Raw genomic sequence first — 16,681 nt, 5'->3', positions numbered from 1 at the left:
AGAATCACCTCTCTTAAATTATTAAAAACTGATGACGGATGGAAAATAATCGGAAACTAAATATTTATTTTTCAAAAAAGTTCCCACACGGGAGCTTTTTGATAGAAGCATCACAACCTTGATCTTTTTGGCTTACATACAGTTGTGATGCGACTACTAATCTCTTTAAATTCATACTGTGCTTTTAATTCCACATAGATCTGTTCTAACCTTCCCTGATTCTCTTCGATATAATTAACAAGAGCATTGAATTGAAATAACAAAATATCTTTATGATGTAAGCTTTTTATGAAGTCGCCTTTCAAATTTTTAAACACCGCAAAAAACATTTGCATAATATTATCGACATTATTAGTAGAACGGCAATACTGAGATGTCGGATAGAAGTATTTCAAGTGATAACCGACAAAAATCAAATATAACTTATGAATATACATAGTATCTTCAGGGTTGTATGCTTTGGTAATATACTGATCAATAATGACTATTAATTTCTCTTCTCTGGTTAGTGTTTCAATATAATTATCCATGTAATTGCATCCTTGCATTAAACCATCCCTTGCCTTATTTAATAATTAACATAACAACGGATAATGTCAATATATAAAATCCATTAATTATATACAGCCTTTTCAAATATTGCTTAAAATCTCCTTTTATATTCATCCGGCCCATTTAAATGTTTTAAAAAAACCATGATTAAAACTCTTTATTTTAAAAGAAAACATATTTACTTAAAAAATTTTTTAAGTGTGTTATTTGTTAAAATATTTTTTCTTTTTTCTTTTTTCTTTTTTTTTTTTTTTTTTTTTTTTTTTTTTTTTTTTTCTTTTTCTTTTTTTTTTTTCTTTTTTCTTTTTTCTTTTTTCTTTAGAATATTGTCTTACTTTATCTTCGTAAGATCATGTCTTGGGGTGTTTCGAATTGCTTCAACCCAGGCTTCGCCTCTCCTAAAAAATTCTTAAAAGAAAGAATATTTTAGGAGTGGCACTAACCCGAATCTATGGTTCTTCAACCCAGACCACTAACGGCCGTCTCGTCATAGAGCTACATATCGTTTCCAATATGCGACACCCTACAGCCCCCACGAGATCCGCTCATATCGAAATTGCTTCAGTCTATCCCCGTTTAATGGCCGGGCTTTCACATAGCCTACCTGACTGATAACCAACGACTTAGAGCAGTGCTTCGGGGTGAGTAATATGCTGCACTCCCCGTCTTTACTCACAATAATCAAACAAATCGGACAAACACACTATTTCCACAATTCGCTCACCAATACATAGGGCTAATATTATTGTTTAGTGAGCATTAAGCATTAATTACATCGTTTTTTACAACTCTTAATTATAAGTAATAACACTTTGCCCACAGGTGAAATATAAACAATCACCTTGTATATATATTTAAATAACAGTTATAACTTTAATGTCAATGCGAAAATAAAAATAAAATCTCACGATACCAAAGTAATATTTCTTTATCGGCGATTAATTTTTAATCAGTCGTAATCAAAAGACTTTAAAATTTAAAATCTATCAATTGCGGAAACTTTCATTTCTCTTAAGTTATTTCAAAAAGATCACTATGGGAGTGGAAAAATATAGAAACAGCGGATTTCTTTATAAGGGAACACCAGCGCCCTTACAAGAAAGTCAAAATAGATTTTAATGCTAATCAGAAGTGAGAATTTTTATCACATCCGAAACTTTCATGTTTTTAAAATGGCTGTTTTTATTGATAAAAAGATTAAATTGGACTAAAAACGCATTCGTCATTGCTTTTAATGCCAGAGGTCTGTCAGTGTCCTTAATCTGATAATGATGTCTTGTAGCGCTTTCATAGTCAGCATCTGTGTAAAGCAGTCCTGAGAGACGATCATCGGGCACTCGTACTTTGTTTATATTTGCCCACAATAGAATATCCAGCAATGGAATTAGCCGATAGTTGACAATTTTTTTAATGGTGCCATGACCAAAGCGTATAGAATCGATTGGATTAGGATCAATTCCCTTTATGCTTCTCCAATGTGGTAGCACTGCTCTAAGCGCTTCTGTTATCGCTTCATCAGTTCCACTTGCCAGATCAATCTCTAACATCACTGTTTGGGGAAACTGATCTGGCATAAGCTCAGCAACAGGACGCCCGTAGCTTTCTTTATTAATCCCATGCTCACCCTCTTCACCCAAAGAAAACAGACTTCGTTGAATTGAGACAGAGCACAGTTGGGCGATCCTTTCAGTGGTTGTGAGCCAGGGCGTCCGCATGAGTGATCAACATTTAACCATTGACGTTAATCCAGCCATAAGAACTTGCTCCAAGAACACGGGTTTCATCATGCAGCGTTTTTGTTTCATCGGTACGCTAATCTTCGTTGGCTCGGCTCTGAGCATGTTCAGCGCCATGTGCCTTAACCCTGCCAAGTTTTCTGCGGCGTTTTCTCGGTAAATCTGGCAAGCATCCTCTCGCATACTGACATCTAAAATCCAATGCATGGACTCGATACCCCAATGGGCCCGTATCGCATCTCCGGCCTGCTCTGGGGTTAGTTTGGCTGAACTGATGTAGTAGCGGTACTCCAACTCTGGCGCTTTGCCTTTTGCTGCGCGGTAACTTTCGACCATGACTATGCTGGTTAGCCCGAGCCAGGCAGAGAAATCCCCAACCATATCACTGGCATCCAGTACATGGTAAGTGCGTGCCTCCACTCGGCTTTTCTGCTTCTCAACTTGAGATATGCCCCTGTCAATTGGCGCGCGCCGATGTGGGGTAAAAGCGGCCTGTATCGCTGCCGCTAACTTGCCTTGATTGCCCTTAACTGCCAATAAGTAGTCGCCACCTTTGCTCGTAATCGCCTTGGCAATCTTGGTCTGACAGGCCATCGCATCAATTGTCACGATGGCACCTCGCAAGTCCAACATCTGAATCAGCGCGGGTATCGCGGTGATTTCATTGCTTTTAGCATCAGTTTTAAGCTGGCCCAATACGAGTTGGTTGGCGCTGGCATAGGCACTTACCATATGGATGGTGCTTTGCCTGTCGTCTCTGTCATAAGAGCCGCGCAAAGTCTTGCCATCAATAGCGACGACTTCACCACAGGTTAACTTGTGCACGGCTTTCATCCAGGCGAGAAAACAATCGCGGAATTCAGCGGGCTCAATATTTGAAATTAGGCGAGCAAAGGTATCATCAACGGGCACACCTTTTTCAAATAAGCCCTGTTTAAGGAACCAGTCATGATGGCCGAGAACGTACTCACGAATGTCAGTCCAGCCCTGGCCTCCCGCTATCACTGCGCAGATTGAAGCAAACAAAATATCAAACAGTGGGTAATCCACTTTTGCGCTTTGTCGTTCATCGCGGATGATACTGAAATGCGCTTTGATGGTATCTAAATTCATGGTCACTCCTCAAAAGAGGAGCATAAGATCATAGTCGACTCGTCAGGTCAATGTTGACGTCGAATTGTGCAAAAAACGTTCATGATCTTGCCCTGGGTTGTGAGCAAGAGATGTGATGGTAGATAAAGCTCATTTGTTGTAATGCAGCCGGATTGTTCTTCCCTTACTAAAAACGGTTCTCCACTGAAAATTTTTTGGCAATAGCTCACCATGGCTTCATTTTCATGATTATCCCGATTTGATTTAAAGAAAAGAGCTCTCGCGCACAGTTCCAGATAAAGACGATACAATGAAAACTCTTCAAATTTTCGGTAGGTATCTATATTGAGCCAAATCTTAACAGCTTTGGTCTCTTCAAATGACCAGTTTTTCATCTCCACACTCCACTGTGAGTAGCGATTGTCTGGTAGTATACTCACAGTTAGATTTTGGTCATTAACTTGCTGTTTTTTATGCAGTCACATGACACAAAAAACTATAATTCAACCGTTGGTATTATTGTTGGAATGAATATGACCATGTATAAAAATTCTCTTTTAAATCATGAAAATATTTATACGTTCGATTCCTGCAGGGGACACCATTCACACTTCTCGCAACGTCTACTACAATCTATTGCAATCAACATATTTTAGGGTGATAACTGCTTTTATACCCTTTTTCTCAACGCGTTACATAACCCCTCTCTCGAGTAAGCTTTAGCACCCACCACGACGCCCCATGCTACCGTTAAGCCGCTGAACACCAATTTCCATCGAGAGAGCGCAGGGAGAACTGACTTTCGTGCGCCTGTCCTGGATTTATCACAATGTTTAACGGGAGGCCACTTCCGTCTATCGCCCGATGGATTTGGGTACCAAAACCACCAGGTGGGCATCATTTCAAGGACAAATCGCCCCTGATGATTATTTCGATGCGATTAGACTGGCCGCAGTAAATTCTGGATAACCAGCCGGTCGGCCATTATTCAGGTTAGTCAGGAAATTACTGTCTTTAAGCGGAATCGAGGCGGAACCATAGTCGAATGCATTTAATCGGTTACGCAGTTCTTCGTTATTAATACCGTCACCCAGCATCGCATACCAGTTGACAATATCCGGCGTAACAAAGTTGCCGTAAGGGTTTTCCGCCTGTTCATTCGTTTTGGCAAACCGGAAAGCGTGCGTTAATGCACCATCTTTGTGGTAGATAAATTTTAGGCGACCGCCCTGCTTATCGATATTCGCTGCGGATTCCGTCGTCAGTTTGCCGTGCGCACTGAAGCTGCCGTGCGTTACCGCGCCGTTTTTAGTCCAGATAGCAACATGCTCCCAGTCATGTCGATGACCCGTGTTCAAACCGCCCAGTACCTGATCTTTTAAGAAATAGAGCGCATAGAAGCTACCACAATAGCGAGCCCCACCGGAATCAACACAGGCGTATCGGTGCAATGTATTTGACGAGTCGAGAAAGTTACCCCATCGACACCCGCCTGTCAGACTTCCTGTCGGCCTCAATCCACCGTTTTGTATCCCGCCCCGACTAAAACCGGCACTGGGTAAACAACCATCACTGTCGAAATCAAATACCGGCGCAATCGCAAGCGCATTAATGCCAGACGGTAACGCTTGATCCAACTTAGAGAAATTATCCGCATGCGCAGAAAAAGCGACACATAATATGGATGTCGCCATGATCGTTTTCTTTCCTGAAAGCATTTTCACTCCTTTAGCAGAAAATAGCCCTTTTATGGACTCGTACCCTTACAGTTACAATGAAGCTAAAACGTAATATTGATAAGACACAGCATTGATAAAAAATGAAGGTGGGAATATTTTTAACAAGAAAGGCGTGGAAATAAAAAACATTTATTTCCAACAATGAACGCCAATATATTTAGCCTGCAAAATAATGCTGAGGATTTATCTATTAAAAATTGCTAACGATCCTAATCCGTTAGAATTTTTACTCACCGACCACATCATAACGCTGGCTTGCCGCATCAAAACGGTATTCCAGCAGAATATCGCCTCCGCCGTGGGAATAGCAGTTCAGCATGATGCTGCGATTATCTTCACCGTTTTCAATATTCATATAAACGGGAGTCATGAAGAAGCCAAACTGGCATTGTTGAAAATCAGGCTGGAGAAGCTGATCGACATTGCCGCTCTTCTTGTTAATCGCCTTGATTCCCTCAACGACCATACCTGCATCACTGTTTTGATACACGCCGACGAAACTGTGAGTCGCCGTTTGCCCCCAGAAAGGAATATCAACCTGCCCTTGGACCTTGGCAGGCTGCTCGCTATCGTCAAAGGATGCCACGCGCCGTAGGCTAACATCATAATGCGCCTTTCCGTTTGACCACTCGCCGCGGAGTTCTTCCCCTACCTCGGCTAATTTAAACGGGCAGTGCGTCATATCGATGCCGGACTTAACGCCCTGCACGATATATTTATCGTAGTCCTGAGGGGTATGGATTTCGCAGATTTCAAGCGACGTTTCCGAGAGCCGCCCATACAGAGGGATCGGCGCTCTGTATTTATCGTAAAAGTAGCTCCCAAGCAGATTTTTATCTTGGCCAATACTGTATTTCTGCAATGAAAAATGTACCGGATAAGGACCAATGTGACCTTCATAATTGCTCACGACATACCAGCCGGCTTGCGCTCCCCATGTTGCCGTCCACAGTCCACAGGCTATTAAGGTTGATACCGCTGCTCTCATACATTCACCTTGTCTACCCGTCATACTTCAAGCTACTGATATGTTGGTTTTTCTGCAACTCGCGTTGTATTTTAGCGTGTCAATCATGACACCGAATCATTCAAAAACGGCTTAGCCTATCAGGCTAATCATGGTGGCAGCAGAGGCAGATGTCTACTTCAGACACCGTCATGGCTGTTGTGCCTTCGCAATCCCATTCGACACGCACGGGCTGCGCTTCTCGCCCTGAGTGGTGCAAATATTTCTCGACTGGGCTTTCCGTCATCCCAGTAATCACCTCCGTGGCGATGATCTCATCACCAACAAAAACGCGGGCAGTGGCCTGTGAGGCTTTGCGCGTTTCGCCGACTTGCCGATACAAATAATTAACCGTCAGTTTAATACTGGGCATAGCACTTCTTTACAGGGGAAAACAAGAAAACAGTGTATCGCGTTCCCCTTCACTTGTAGAGCAGATATGAGGCAAGGGTTATCACTGCATTACGCTAATATTATGATAGCGTTATATATTCTAAAAATGGTGAGGTTTGGTCACATAAGTTCGCACGATTAGTAATCAAAAAAATAAATCTTATGCCTTTTGGATATTAATGAAGCAGAAAAAACAGCCGATACCTTTTGCGATAGGGTGTTTTTTAATGCAATTCCATTTTGCATAAATAGTGTTTGGCATAAATACTTTTTACATTAACCGTGTTTTCACTAAACCATTTCGTTAACGTCATCATGTTGAATAATAGGAAATTATCCCCAGCAGATTGATCCGTTTTTCACGGAAGATAATTATCCTGCAGGTGTTGGTGGCCTGAATTTCAACGATTGCGGTATTAACGTCTGTGGTTTTAACACACTGAAGTAACTCACTGGTAAAACCATTACCAGCATTAAATAGATATAAGAAGGAGTTATACTGTGGTGATCCCAGATATTCAACTCGTGAATGCGACTACACCGGCAACCATGCCTCCGATTGGCGCGGCAGCTAACCCAACTGTGGTTGCGGCCATCAGTCCGGGAAATAAAACCGACACATCAACAAACTCCGACTCTCAAAATATGCCGAGCTCGAACGAGAGCACGAAGGTCACGCTGTCTTCTCAAAAGAAGCGCGCCGCTAAAGAGAAAGATGCCACTCCACCTGAACAAGTTAAAGCACAGCAGAAAGCCGCTAGCGAATACTCGCTGGCAATGACGGGGATTCCCTTGTACAACGGCAAGCTCATTTCCGTGGTTAAATACCCAGATGGTAATTCTGAAATGTTCGATGCCTTTACTGGGCAGCGCATAACACAAGAAGACCTAGCACTCATGGGCGCACTTCATAGTTCTGGTGGCGAGCAGGTATTACATTTTGAGAGCAAAACGTCATATAGCAATTTGTCCGCTGCCGAAGTTTATCAGCAGATTCAGGAAATGCTACATAGTTCAGGCGATCAAGAAGAGCTGTCTTAATAAAAAATAGATGCCAAGACAAATGTAGTCATTGCCCTGGCATTAAAGAAAAATATAACGTTATCTTAATAAGATACTATGGCTATTTGATGGAAACTGTCCGATTAACGAGCATCAATCAGCGCCTCTGAAAACTCAGCTAATCTTGTCAGACCATATTCCCAGGGACCAAATCCCGCTTCTGCATTGATATGCCCCGCCTCACCGACATCAACCAGCTCGCTGTTCCACGCCTGCGCCCAGTATTGGGCGCGAGTGAAACTCATCAGCGGATCGTTATGGCTGGCAAATGTCAGCGTCGGAACCGACAGCGGTACAGCCTGAATGCGATCGTCAATCTCAAAGCGCATCGGTTCGGCAGGTGCCACCAGCATCACACCGGCAATTCCCTCCTGCCCCTGCTGCACCACATGACAGGAAGACAGCGCGCCAAAACTGTGGCCGATCAGAATCACGGGCTGTGTACAGACGCTAAGCTCACGACGGATCGCTAACACCCAGCGATCCAGATCGGCCTGATACCATTCCCGCTGGCGTATACGACGCCAGTCAGGGAAACGCCGTTCCCAATGGCTTTGCCAGTGTTCGTCATCGCTGTCCCGCAGTCCCGGCACTAACACCATCGTTAGCTGCTGGCTCACTTCCGTTAGCCGCCGATCGATTTCTGTTGTCTGCATCCGCCCTTAACACTCCTGTCCGTTACCCGTGCCCCTTCTGTCTGGTATATCAGCCACTGGTTACTTTAACAATCTAGCCTTGCAGCTTTTTCCTTTGATTTTGCCTTTCTGGAGCTGCTGTAACGCACGCTTAGCACTGGCTTTACGGATTGCCACATAGGCATGCACCGGAAACATATCAATTTTCCCCACTTCCGCTGCCGTTAATCCTGCATCGCCGGTTAACGCCCCGAGGATATCACCGGGACGAATTTTGGCTTTTCTGCCACCATCAATGCACAACGTCATCATCTCAGGTTCGAGCGCAACCTCGCCACTGCGGCTAATCTCATCCGACGGTGTCCATTTAATGCGCATACCGAGATAATCTTCAATCAGATTCGCGCGATTCATTTCCTGTGGTGTACACAGGCTCACCGCCAGCCCCTTCGTACCCGCGCGTCCCGTTCTGCCAATGCGGTGAACGTGAACTTCAGGGTCGAAAGCCAGCTCAAAATTCACCACCAGCTCCAGCTCTTTGATATCGAGACCGCGAGCCGCAACATCAGTTGCCACCAGCACACGGCAACTGCGGTTAGCAAAACGCACCAGAACCTGATCGCGATCGCGCTGTTCCAGATCGCCATGCAGCGCGGATACGCTAATCCCACGCATGTCCAGCGCGTCAAATACGCTCTGGCAATCACGCTTCGTGTTACAGAACACCACGCAGGACGCAGGCTGATAATGGCCCAAAATGGCAATCAACAGCGGCAGGCGCTGATCTTTCGTTGTCTCATAGAAACGTTGTTCAATAGCGGACGCTTCTACACCGTCCGCAACCTCGAAACGTTGCGGTTGACGCTGAACGCGTGCGCTGATCTGTTCGATCTCTTCCGGATAGGTAGCGGAAAATAGCAGAGTTTGACGATCGGACGGCGTGTAGGAAATCACATCATCAATCGCATCAGTAAAGCCCATGTCCAGCATGCGATCCGCTTCGTCCAGCACCAGCACTTTCAGGCTATCCAGAGACAGCGACTGCTTGCGTAAATGGTCCTGAATACGTCCCGGCGTCCCGACGACAATATGCGGGGCGTGAACCAGCGAATCGAGCTGCTGACCCATCGGCTGACCGCCGCACAGTGTCAGAATTTTAATGTTTTGTGCAAAACGCGCCAGACGACGCAGCTCTTTGCTGACCTGATCGGCCAGTTCACGCGTCGGACACAGCACCAGCGCCTGCGTAGTAAAGTCGCTCACGACAATACGATCCAGCAGCCCAATGCCGAATGCCGCCGTTTTACCGCTACCGGTTTTCGCCTTGGCTCGCACGTCTGCGCCGCTCAGAACGGCTGGCAACGTCGCCGCCTGGACTGGCGTCATGTCGGTATAGCCCAGTTCATTAAGATTGGATAACTGCTCTGCGGGCAGCGCGAGGGAAGAAAAAGAGGTTGTACTCACAGTGATTACTCTACCAAGGACGAGATAACGAAAGGTGACGCCGCGCTAAAAAGCGGCGCAGATATGCCGCAATCATAGCAGAGTTCGTCATCGTTGACCGATTTACCTCCCGTTCTGCGACTAAAACCGCGAAGCGAATCCTTTGCTCATCAGAAAGCCTTGTCCTTCATGTTCCCAAATTCACCAGCCTTTTGCGTCTGGAACCTCATTCAACTGAGTTACGTGACCGAATCTGGTGGGGTTCTGGATCGAATGCCGCGGCAGTATGGGCAGTAAAGCTAGGTATGAAACTGCAAAGCTCCACGCTAAAGGATGATGAAACATATCGCGCCCGCGATGGGGGGACGGGATTAGGCCTGCGGTCTAAAAATGAAAGCCGATCCAGTAGGCGTAAACCGACGATAACAGCGTCAAAAATCGGGGAGATTGAGGGGCTATTTTCACTCGTATCTCCCCGTTTTTTTAGCCTCTGAAACAGCTCAACGCTTTTTAATGCTATTTTGAAAATATAGTTTCTGGACCTCTTGAATTCCCCCCCTCACTCGGCGTAGATTTAGCGCCGATCCCGTCATAACTGGTGTGACTCTGGTGATGACAACGGGAAAGATTACCCTTCGGTGACATCATCGGCAGCGTAATTATTTCCTTCCATAATAAAACGCACAATCGGGATCGTTGCTGGCGTGGTTTCTGCTGGAGAATAAATCGGTGAAGTATTTTTTTATGGGTATCTCATTCTGTTTAGTCGTTTGGGTGAGTGCCTTTATGCTGATGGTAGAATAACCGGTCATTTGCCTGACAAAGCTTTATTCGCTGAAGGTCATAGAGAGATAAAAAAGGCTGATGGTATTTATACCCTCAGCCTATTTTTATGCCTGCCGATCGACGTTCAGCCGATGATTCGTAGTGTCTTTGTCATTCTCTACAAATTGAATCCGTTCATTATCACGCCAAACACGCCGCCGATTGCCAGCCAGGGTCCAAAGGCCAGCGGTTTATTCGCCTCTTCTTTACGTAATCCTCGCCAAATGAGAGTAACGACCAGACCGCTCAACGCTGCCACCAAAACCAGATTCGGCAATGCCTGCCAGCCCAGCCAGGCACCCAGCGCAGACAGCAACTTAAAATCACCGTACCCCAGCGCTTCTTTGCCCGTTGCGTATTTGAATGCCCAATAAAGTAGCCACAGAGATAAATAACCAGCCATCGCGCCGACTACGGCATCGTTCAATGAAACAAATGTCCCCGACAGATTAAACAGCAACCCCATCCACAGAAGCGACAGCGTAAGCACATCCGGCAGCAGCAGCGTTTTTATATCAATCACGGTCAGCACCAACAGGAAGGACAGCAGAATCAACGCCCCCCACAGCGCCATACCGGGCAGCCAGAGCAAACCCGCCGTCAGAAAAGCCAGCATGGCGATCGCTTCCACCAGAGGATATTGCACAGAGACCGATTGATGACAGCAACGGGAGCGGCCACGCAGCCACAGCCAACTGAATAGCGGGATATTATCTTTTACCGCAATAGCCTGCTGGCAGTGCGGGCAAGACGAAGGCGGCCACCACAGGTTGTAGCGCGTATCACGATCGGAATCGTCCATGCCCGTTTCAAGCTCGATGTCCTTCCGCCAGCGACGTTCCAGCATAATCGGCAAACGGTAAATCACCACGTTCAGAAAACTGCCAACAATCAACCCCAACACGCCCAGTGCCCCAAACCACCACGCCGGAAAAAGTTGTGCGAATTCCCTTAAATCGTCCACGTTAGTCCCTGATTGTTGATAAAGAAACGGTATGAGTAAGCGGTTTATTTTTACGCTCGACTACGCAGCACCGACAGCGCTTACCGCTATTACAGCAAGCGACCTTGAAAATTCAGCGTTCTGGCACCCTGTTCATCGGCTTTACCAGTGGTTGCCAGCAGTTTTTTCATCGTCGCGGGTAAGTCATTTCCGCTACTAAGCTGCCCCGTAAAACGATATTCACCTTTCGGGGTGACGCTGCCTTTGCCAGACAATTGCAGATGTGAGGAGTTCTGCCGCAGGCTCGCTTCTAGCGCACCTTGCTGGCAGCGTAACGTGGCCTGCGGCGTAGCGAGCACTAGTCCACCCAGCGGCGTTTTCACCCGCGCCCCCGGCCAGGTTACATGGGCATCCAACGACTGGCAGCCTGAACGGTCGACCGTCGCCTCTTGCAGATTGAGTTGCACGTTTCCTTCAGCCCCAATTGGCACGATAAAACGCAGATGGCTGAATAAATAGCCCGCTGGTACAGAAAGCTGCCATTGATAAAACTGCGGCTGCTGCCAACCGCGAATGATCCCACGGCCTGCAATGCCTTCTGGGTTTTTAAACGCAATCTCCAGCGCGGGCATAAAATCAGAGAAGGTGAGGTTCCAGTGCACATCGTCCAGCGTTAACGTGCGCCAGCTAAACCGTTGCAGGTTCCCCTGCCACAGCGTTCCGGCTGCCTCTGCAATCACCATTCCGGCCGGCAGTGGCACAGAGGTGAGCAAACGGGCAGGCACATAGCTCGCCAGGAACAGTCCGTAGGCCAGAACCATAGCGATACCTGCGCCAATGCCGGACTTAAGCTTCATCCGCCCGTTCCAGCATCAGTCTGGTGACATCCACCATTCCGGGGCTTTGCTCGACGGCATTCACATCCAGCGATATTACTTTTACGCCATTTTTCTGTTCCAGTTCGCCAAGCCAGCGCAGCAGACTATTAAAATCACTCTGCCCCAGCGTCACCGATGCCTGACTGCCCTGCGGCTGCAAACGAACAACGCTGAGTCCGTAACGCTTGGTACTTTGCGAAATCAAAATCGGCAGACTGACGTCGCGCTGACTATTGTCCCCCTGCGCCTGATTTCCCTGCGGAATCAATGAAGCTTGTTTCTGCATCCAGTTGACAGTCTGCTGCTCGCGGGAAATTGTGCGCTCCCACAGATCTTCCCGCTCCTGCCACGGCTGGAGGATAGCGTAATACACCAGACAGAGCAGAAGCACCGCCGCACACACGACCATAAGCTGACGCTCGCGCGGGCTCATCGCCTGCCAGCGTTGCCGTAATTCATTCATTGCTGGATCCTTAACGTTAAGCGACCTTCAACCCGATCGTTTTCCTGCCGCATCTCTCCCGCCTGTACCTGATAATAAGCGGCAGCCTGCTGCTGAAATTGCTCGAGTTCCTGATATGACGTGCCCTGCAACGCCAGCCGAAATTCACCCGCTGCGCCGTCGTAAGACAGCGACTGAATTTTGATCGCGCTATTCTGCGTCATGAGCTGCTGTAAGGGGTTCAATTGATCCAGCAGTGCTTTCCCTGTGCCTCCGGCGGCGGTACGTTGCAGGTGCTGCTGCATCTGCGCGCGCGGGTTAACGACATTCGTCTCAGACGGGAAAATTTGTCGATAGACGCGTACACTTTCCTGTCGCCAATGCTCGGCCTGTTGATAAAGCTGGTAATGCGCCCAGCCAGCATCCGCCATAACCAATAGGAGATAACAGGCAAACGCGATCCCGACGCCGCGCCACGGCAGCAGAGTATTTTGCCAGGCTTTCTCCGGCGCATAATCGCCTTGCCGCAGATCGACCGAAGCAGGTAGCTGCGCCGTTGCCGCCAGCGTGAAGAGATCCGTTTCCGGCTGTACCTTCCACTCGCCCTCCTCCTGCCATTCGTATTGCGCCAGTTCACCGCCAACCGATGCCGCGCTGTAGCTGTATATCGCAGGCAGCGGCATAGCGGCTTTCAGCAGATCACCACACCAGGAAGACTCCGCCGCCATGGCATGGCCCGTCGGCTGGCGAAACAGCCACATGTCATCATGCTGCAACGCGCTCCAGCCATCCTGATGTTTCGGCAATACGCGGGCGTCAGGCAATAACGTATCGACGCTGAGCCCCAACGCATCACACTGTGCCAACCAACGCTGCATCCGGCTTTTTTCCACCACAGCAACCGTACCGTCATCGCCATGAATTTCCAGCACAGCAAAATGCAGCTTTTCAATTTCCGTCGCCAGTTGGTCTTCCAGCATAAACGGCACGACTTGCGTCAGCTGACGCCGGGCCTGTCGGGGCAACGTCAGGGTATAAAACGTTACGTCAGTGGCCGGAACCAGAATGCGGGTAAATACCACAGACGGATAAGCTACCAGCGCCTGACGAACCTGTTCGATGCTACCGCGCCCCTGAATCAGTAAACTTTCCCCATTAGATGAACGCACCTGCCATTCGATCTCTCCCTGCTCTTCCACCGGAAGACGAACAATGAGGCACGGATGTCGAACGACCGCGCCTCGATTTAATGGGTTTTTTGCGGCTTTTCGCTTCCATCTTCCCGCTATTTTCATGGATTCACCGTCCTATATCCTCCATATTGCCGCTGCACGACCTCTATCTTTTGTCCACTCAGATGAAGCAAGCTACGTTGATGGAAATCGCTGTCGCCGACACGCACCTGGAGTTTTACAAAAAACCATTCACTTTTTACTGCCAGCACTCGCTGCGCGGTATTTTTACTATTCGGGGGCAATAGCCCAGTTTGTTGCAGAACTTCAATACTTGCCCACCCCATACGTGGCCGCTGCTGCACCAGCGCTTTTGCCTGCGACATCGTCATTTCGTTCAGGAACACGGCGGATAACAGCGGGGCATCAAATTCGGTTAGCGTGTTGATATTAATGGACATCGCATCCACCGGCAGCGCACAGACGTAGGGCAATAGTCGACGATAGAGATCGCTGTCAATGCCATACACTGAACGCAATTCGCTGATCTCACTCATTCTCTGATTGGCCGTACGATAAGGCACCGGCAGCGTGGCATAGACGTCGTCTTCCGCACCGTTCGCCGACGGATAGTTATCTGCATCAATCCAGTCACGCACCGCCGCGGTAATTTTTTCTGCACGATCCGTTTCCTCACCCAGATTTTTCAATAGCAAACGGAAAACCTGCGCCGGATAAGGCGTCTTCACCAGCGTACTTTCGTTATCTACACCTTGATTGATCGCATTCACATTAAAGCAGGTACGCGCATCGCTAATCTGGCCAGTGATTTCGCCACCGTCCACGGGGAAACGCTGCTCCGGCTGCGACCAGTTCTGTCCAGCAAACGTGCGCCCCGGCATACTCCGCGTATCGCGCTGTAATATCTGCCCACTTAGCGTTTCCGCGCCTAATGCGTACCATTTCGCCTGCTGACGGCTCAAATGACTTTCGGTGCGCAAAAACGCTTTGCCTGTACGCTCCGTAATCACTGCGGCAATCGTCACCATTAATGCCAGAATAAGGAGCACCACCAGCAGCGCCGCACCGCGCTGACGCGACCTCATTTAACCGGCCCAGTGGTAATCAAAAATATACGCGACACCTCGCCGTAATCCCTTAAGGTCAGCACTACTTCAATCCCTTGTGGCAATTGCGTACTGTTGTCCCAGCGATCGCGCCAGGTTTTATTGCTAAAAAAGCGCAGGCGGAAACCGTCAACCTGTGTGAGAAGCGGCTTTACGCCAGGTTCAAGACCTTCAATTGGGTCGGGAGTCACATGCGTTAACCGTTCCAGCGTGTGTTCACGCAATCGATAGGCCACGGGCTGAAGTTCAGAGCGAGGCAGAATGCCAAACGGGTTCTGCCACCCATTGCGCATAAAGCTGACGCCCCAGTCATCACTTTTTAACTGATCGCGACCAGCGTAAAACATTGAGGTACTTCCTCTGCTGCCACGCGCGATCATCTGGGAGAAATCGTTGTCCATTTGTGAAAATGCGTGCTGTATTTCAGCCAGACGCTCGGCTTTACGCTGCGAAATGTCATCATTACGCATCACGCCGTTCAGCACCTGAAACGCGCTGAGGCTCAGCGCCGCAAAAATAGCGATCGCTAGAATCATCTCCAGCAGCGTAAACCCCCGCTGGCGCTTCTGTCGCGCGGGCTCTCGCCCCCTTATTGTTTGGCTACACATCCTTGTTTTACTAAACATTATTGTTTCACCACATAGGTGCGCAGGGAAGCATCGGCGGCAAAGGCATCTTTATTACGTCGCACTTCCACATCCAGCGCTTTGGTCTGAGGGTCACCGGTCTCTACGCCCTGCCAACGCCAATGCCAGCGCAGGCCAGCGAACTGCGTCTCGCCTCTCACCCACGACGCTTCCGGCCAGCGTTGTTCCAGTCGCAGTTGAACCTGCTGGTTTTCCGCCACCCAGCCTGCAAACGTCTTCTCTTCCAGCCGGCTCAGGCTGCTTGCCTGTCTGGCTGTCGTTTGCAAAACGGCAATACCTGCCAGCGCAAAAACACTCAGCGCGACCAGCACCTCCACCAGCGTCATCCCTTTCTGTCGTCTCATCGTTTCTTACCCTGACTCATCGACGTCACAAATCGTCCGGTGTTATCCACCTGGAGCCAATTCGAGAGCGCTTTGTTTTCAGATTTAACGAGCAGACGGAAAGGCGTGATTTCGCCACCGGGCAAAATCAGGATATCGGGATCGTCACCGCTCTGCGTTTTATCCACTTTTTTCCCATCGGCTTGCAGTAACTCAAGTCGTAATGCCTCGGGCAGCGACGCCGCTGCGCTCACCCGATGCGGTTGCCACGGCTGCCACTTGTAGCCCTGCCAGCGATCGCCACTCGGGATCGGCGTCCCTTCCGATGCAGCGGGTCGCTGGAGTTGATAAAACTGCCAGCGATCGGAATAGATACGAACACCCAGCATGTATTCGTTCACCTGGCTGCTTTCAGCGGCAAACTCTAGCTGCGCCTGAAAACGAGCCAACTGCCAGGCGCTGTCATTCTGGCGCTCGGGAGGAAACGCCATGACGACCATGCTAGCTGCGATGCCCGCCAGTAACACGACCAGCATCATTTCCAGCAGGGTGAACCCCTGCTGCTTCCTCGTTGATCGCTTCATTGCGCTTTTGCCGTCCTTTTCCCGCCGCCATTGATAGCAACTACCCACAACAGTCATCCACAACAACCAGCATCATCTATCA

General features: G+C 48.5%; 19 protein-coding genes and 2 pseudogenes. 3 read left to right on the top strand and 18 right to left on the bottom strand.

Features of this window, described 5'->3' with window-relative positions; genetic code table 11:
• Positions 1-110 precede the first annotated feature (110 nt).
• From DMB82_RS07095 to DMB82_RS07060, 8 genes and pseudogenes are all read right to left on the bottom strand, one after another.
• Positions 111-530 (bottom strand): hypothetical protein, encoded by a 420-nt coding sequence (locus DMB82_RS07095; protein WP_116162675.1) that lies wholly within the window; start codon positions 528-530, stop codon positions 111-113.
• A gap of 1,143 nt (positions 531-1,673) precedes the next feature.
• On the bottom strand, positions 1,674-2,267 hold the full coding sequence (locus DMB82_RS07090) for a DUF6387 family protein (RefSeq protein WP_116162677.1): 594 nt from the start codon (positions 2,265-2,267) through the stop codon (positions 1,674-1,676).
• A 6-nt stretch (positions 2,268-2,273) separates the two neighbouring features.
• On the bottom strand, positions 2,274-3,401 hold the full coding sequence (locus DMB82_RS07085; protein WP_102119602.1) for an ISAs1 family transposase: 1,128 nt from the start codon (positions 3,399-3,401) through the stop codon (positions 2,274-2,276).
• A 47-nt stretch (positions 3,402-3,448) separates the two neighbouring features.
• On the bottom strand, positions 3,449-3,775 hold the full coding sequence (locus DMB82_RS07080) for a DUF6387 family protein (RefSeq protein WP_228400057.1): 327 nt from the start codon (positions 3,773-3,775) through the stop codon (positions 3,449-3,451).
• Between the two features lie 333 nt (positions 3,776-4,108).
• Positions 4,109-4,268, bottom strand: a pseudogene (locus DMB82_RS07075) (IS5/IS1182 family transposase); the annotation flags it as partial.
• Positions 4,269-4,306: 38 nt separating this feature from the next.
• On the bottom strand, positions 4,307-5,098 hold the full coding sequence (locus tag DMB82_RS07070) for an NPP1 family protein (protein ID WP_116156176.1): 792 nt from the start codon (positions 5,096-5,098) through the stop codon (positions 4,307-4,309).
• A 247-nt stretch (positions 5,099-5,345) separates the two neighbouring features.
• Positions 5,346-6,107, bottom strand: a complete 762-nt coding sequence (locus DMB82_RS07065; RefSeq protein WP_167469162.1) for a hypothetical protein — start codon at positions 6,105-6,107, stop codon at positions 5,346-5,348.
• 124 nt (positions 6,108-6,231) lie between these two features.
• Complete coding sequence (locus DMB82_RS07060; protein ID WP_116156175.1) at positions 6,232-6,498, bottom strand: hypothetical protein; 267 nt, start codon at positions 6,496-6,498, stop codon at positions 6,232-6,234.
• A gap of 521 nt (positions 6,499-7,019) precedes the next feature.
• On the opposite strand from DMB82_RS07060, the gene DMB82_RS07055 reads away from it, so the two are divergent.
• Positions 7,020-7,559 carry a hypothetical protein gene (locus tag DMB82_RS07055; RefSeq protein ID WP_102119281.1) on the top strand — a complete coding sequence of 180 codons (540 nt, stop codon included), beginning with the start codon at positions 7,020-7,022 and terminating at the stop codon, positions 7,557-7,559.
• A 104-nt stretch (positions 7,560-7,663) separates the two neighbouring features.
• Here the strand turns inward: DMB82_RS07055 and DMB82_RS07050 are convergent, their stop codons facing one another.
• Positions 7,664-8,236 carry an alpha/beta hydrolase gene (locus DMB82_RS07050; protein WP_116163668.1) on the bottom strand — a complete coding sequence of 191 codons (573 nt, stop codon included), beginning with the start codon at positions 8,234-8,236 and terminating at the stop codon, positions 7,664-7,666.
• A 60-nt stretch (positions 8,237-8,296) separates the two neighbouring features.
• Positions 8,297-9,679: an ATP-dependent RNA helicase DbpA gene (gene dbpA, locus DMB82_RS07045; RefSeq protein ID WP_102119279.1), complete on the bottom strand. Its 1,383-nt coding sequence runs from the start codon at positions 9,677-9,679 to the stop codon at positions 8,297-8,299.
• A gap of 168 nt (positions 9,680-9,847) precedes the next feature.
• Between dbpA and DMB82_RS07040 the strand changes: the two are divergent.
• Positions 9,848-10,002: pseudogene (locus tag DMB82_RS07040) on the top strand (LLM class flavin-dependent oxidoreductase); the annotation flags it as partial.
• A gap of 400 nt (positions 10,003-10,402) precedes the next feature.
• Positions 10,403-10,462 carry a membrane protein YpdK gene (locus DMB82_RS20780; RefSeq protein WP_226373383.1) on the top strand — a complete coding sequence of 20 codons (60 nt, stop codon included), beginning with the start codon at positions 10,403-10,405 and terminating at the stop codon, positions 10,460-10,462.
• A gap of 139 nt (positions 10,463-10,601) precedes the next feature.
• Here the strand turns inward: DMB82_RS20780 and DMB82_RS07035 are convergent, their stop codons facing one another.
• The 8 genes from DMB82_RS07035 to gspH all read right to left on the bottom strand — a co-directional run bounded on the left by DMB82_RS07035 (position 10,602) and on the right by gspH (position 16,599).
• Positions 10,602-11,447 carry a prepilin peptidase gene (locus tag DMB82_RS07035; protein ID WP_102119278.1) on the bottom strand — a complete coding sequence of 282 codons (846 nt, stop codon included), beginning with the start codon at positions 11,445-11,447 and terminating at the stop codon, positions 10,602-10,604.
• 89 nt (positions 11,448-11,536) lie between these two features.
• Positions 11,537-12,283 (bottom strand): type II secretion system protein N, encoded by a 747-nt coding sequence (locus tag DMB82_RS07030; RefSeq protein WP_116156174.1) that lies wholly within the window; start codon positions 12,281-12,283, stop codon positions 11,537-11,539.
• Complete coding sequence (gene gspM / locus DMB82_RS07025) at positions 12,273-12,767, bottom strand: type II secretion system protein GspM (RefSeq protein WP_116156173.1); 495 nt, start codon at positions 12,765-12,767, stop codon at positions 12,273-12,275. Before gspM ends, DMB82_RS07030 begins: the two co-directional genes overlap by 11 nt.
• Positions 12,764-14,041 (bottom strand): type II secretion system protein GspL, encoded by a 1,278-nt coding sequence (gspL, locus tag DMB82_RS07020; RefSeq protein ID WP_102119275.1) that lies wholly within the window; start codon positions 14,039-14,041, stop codon positions 12,764-12,766. Before gspL ends, gspM begins: the two co-directional genes overlap by 4 nt.
• Entirely contained in the window at positions 14,038-15,024 is a 987-nt protein-coding gene (gspK, locus tag DMB82_RS07015) for a type II secretion system minor pseudopilin GspK (RefSeq protein WP_102119274.1), read from the bottom strand. Before gspK ends, gspL begins: the two co-directional genes overlap by 4 nt.
• Positions 15,021-15,671, bottom strand: a complete 651-nt coding sequence (gene gspJ / locus DMB82_RS07010) for a type II secretion system minor pseudopilin GspJ (RefSeq protein WP_102119273.1) — start codon at positions 15,669-15,671, stop codon at positions 15,021-15,023. The genes gspK and gspJ overlap by 4 nt, the downstream gene beginning before the upstream one ends.
• On the bottom strand, positions 15,671-16,036 hold the full coding sequence (gspI, locus tag DMB82_RS07005) for a type II secretion system minor pseudopilin GspI (protein ID WP_039284733.1): 366 nt from the start codon (positions 16,034-16,036) through the stop codon (positions 15,671-15,673). The genes gspJ and gspI overlap by 1 nt, the downstream gene beginning before the upstream one ends.
• Complete coding sequence (gspH, locus tag DMB82_RS07000) at positions 16,033-16,599, bottom strand: type II secretion system minor pseudopilin GspH (RefSeq protein WP_102119272.1); 567 nt, start codon at positions 16,597-16,599, stop codon at positions 16,033-16,035. The genes gspI and gspH overlap by 4 nt, the downstream gene beginning before the upstream one ends.
• Between the last annotated feature and the right edge of the window lie 82 nt (positions 16,600-16,681).

Source organism: Pectobacterium aquaticum (assembly GCF_003382565.3).
Taxonomy (GTDB): Bacteria; Pseudomonadota; Gammaproteobacteria; order Enterobacterales; family Enterobacteriaceae; genus Pectobacterium; species Pectobacterium aquaticum.
Note: the sequence above shows the minus strand (reverse complement) of the source record. Positions and strands in the feature narration are given on the sequence as shown.

What these genes read in the sequence shown, in the direction of transcription:
- DMB82_RS07095 (WP_116162675.1), bottom strand. Translation starts at nt 530, where the DNA reads ATGGATAATTATATTGAAACACTAACCAGAGAAGAGAAATTAATAGTC.
- DMB82_RS07090 (WP_116162677.1), bottom strand. Translation starts at nt 2,267, where the DNA reads ATGCGGACGCCCTGGCTCACAACCACTGAAAGGATCGCCCAACTGTGC.
- DMB82_RS07085 (WP_102119602.1), bottom strand. Translation starts at nt 3,401, where the DNA reads ATGAATTTAGATACCATCAAAGCGCATTTCAGTATCATCCGCGATGAA.
- DMB82_RS07080 (WP_228400057.1), bottom strand. Translation starts at nt 3,775, where the DNA reads ATGAAAAACTGGTCATTTGAAGAGACCAAAGCTGTTAAGATTTGGCTC.
- DMB82_RS07070 (WP_116156176.1), bottom strand. Translation starts at nt 5,098, where the DNA reads ATGCTTTCAGGAAAGAAAACGATCATGGCGACATCCATATTATGTGTC.
- DMB82_RS07065 (WP_167469162.1), bottom strand. Translation starts at nt 6,107, where the DNA reads ATGAGAGCAGCGGTATCAACCTTAATAGCCTGTGGACTGTGGACGGCA.
- DMB82_RS07060 (WP_116156175.1), bottom strand. Translation starts at nt 6,498, where the DNA reads ATGCCCAGTATTAAACTGACGGTTAATTATTTGTATCGGCAAGTCGGC.
- DMB82_RS07050 (WP_116163668.1), bottom strand. Translation starts at nt 8,236, where the DNA reads ATGCAGACAACAGAAATCGATCGGCGGCTAACGGAAGTGAGCCAGCAG.
- DMB82_RS07030 (WP_116156174.1), bottom strand. Translation starts at nt 12,283, where the DNA reads ATGAAGCTTAAGTCCGGCATTGGCGCAGGTATCGCTATGGTTCTGGCC.
- gspM (WP_116156173.1), bottom strand. Translation starts at nt 12,767, where the DNA reads ATGAATGAATTACGGCAACGCTGGCAGGCGATGAGCCCGCGCGAGCGT.
- gspL (WP_102119275.1), bottom strand. Translation starts at nt 14,041, where the DNA reads ATGAAAATAGCGGGAAGATGGAAGCGAAAAGCCGCAAAAAACCCATTA.
- gspK (WP_102119274.1), bottom strand. Translation starts at nt 15,024, where the DNA reads ATGAGGTCGCGTCAGCGCGGTGCGGCGCTGCTGGTGGTGCTCCTTATT.
- gspJ (WP_102119273.1), bottom strand. Translation starts at nt 15,671, where the DNA reads ATGTTTAGTAAAACAAGGATGTGTAGCCAAACAATAAGGGGGCGAGAG.
- gspI (WP_039284733.1), bottom strand. Translation starts at nt 16,036, where the DNA reads ATGAGACGACAGAAAGGGATGACGCTGGTGGAGGTGCTGGTCGCGCTG.
- gspH (WP_102119272.1), bottom strand. Translation starts at nt 16,599, where the DNA reads ATGAAGCGATCAACGAGGAAGCAGCAGGGGTTCACCCTGCTGGAAATG.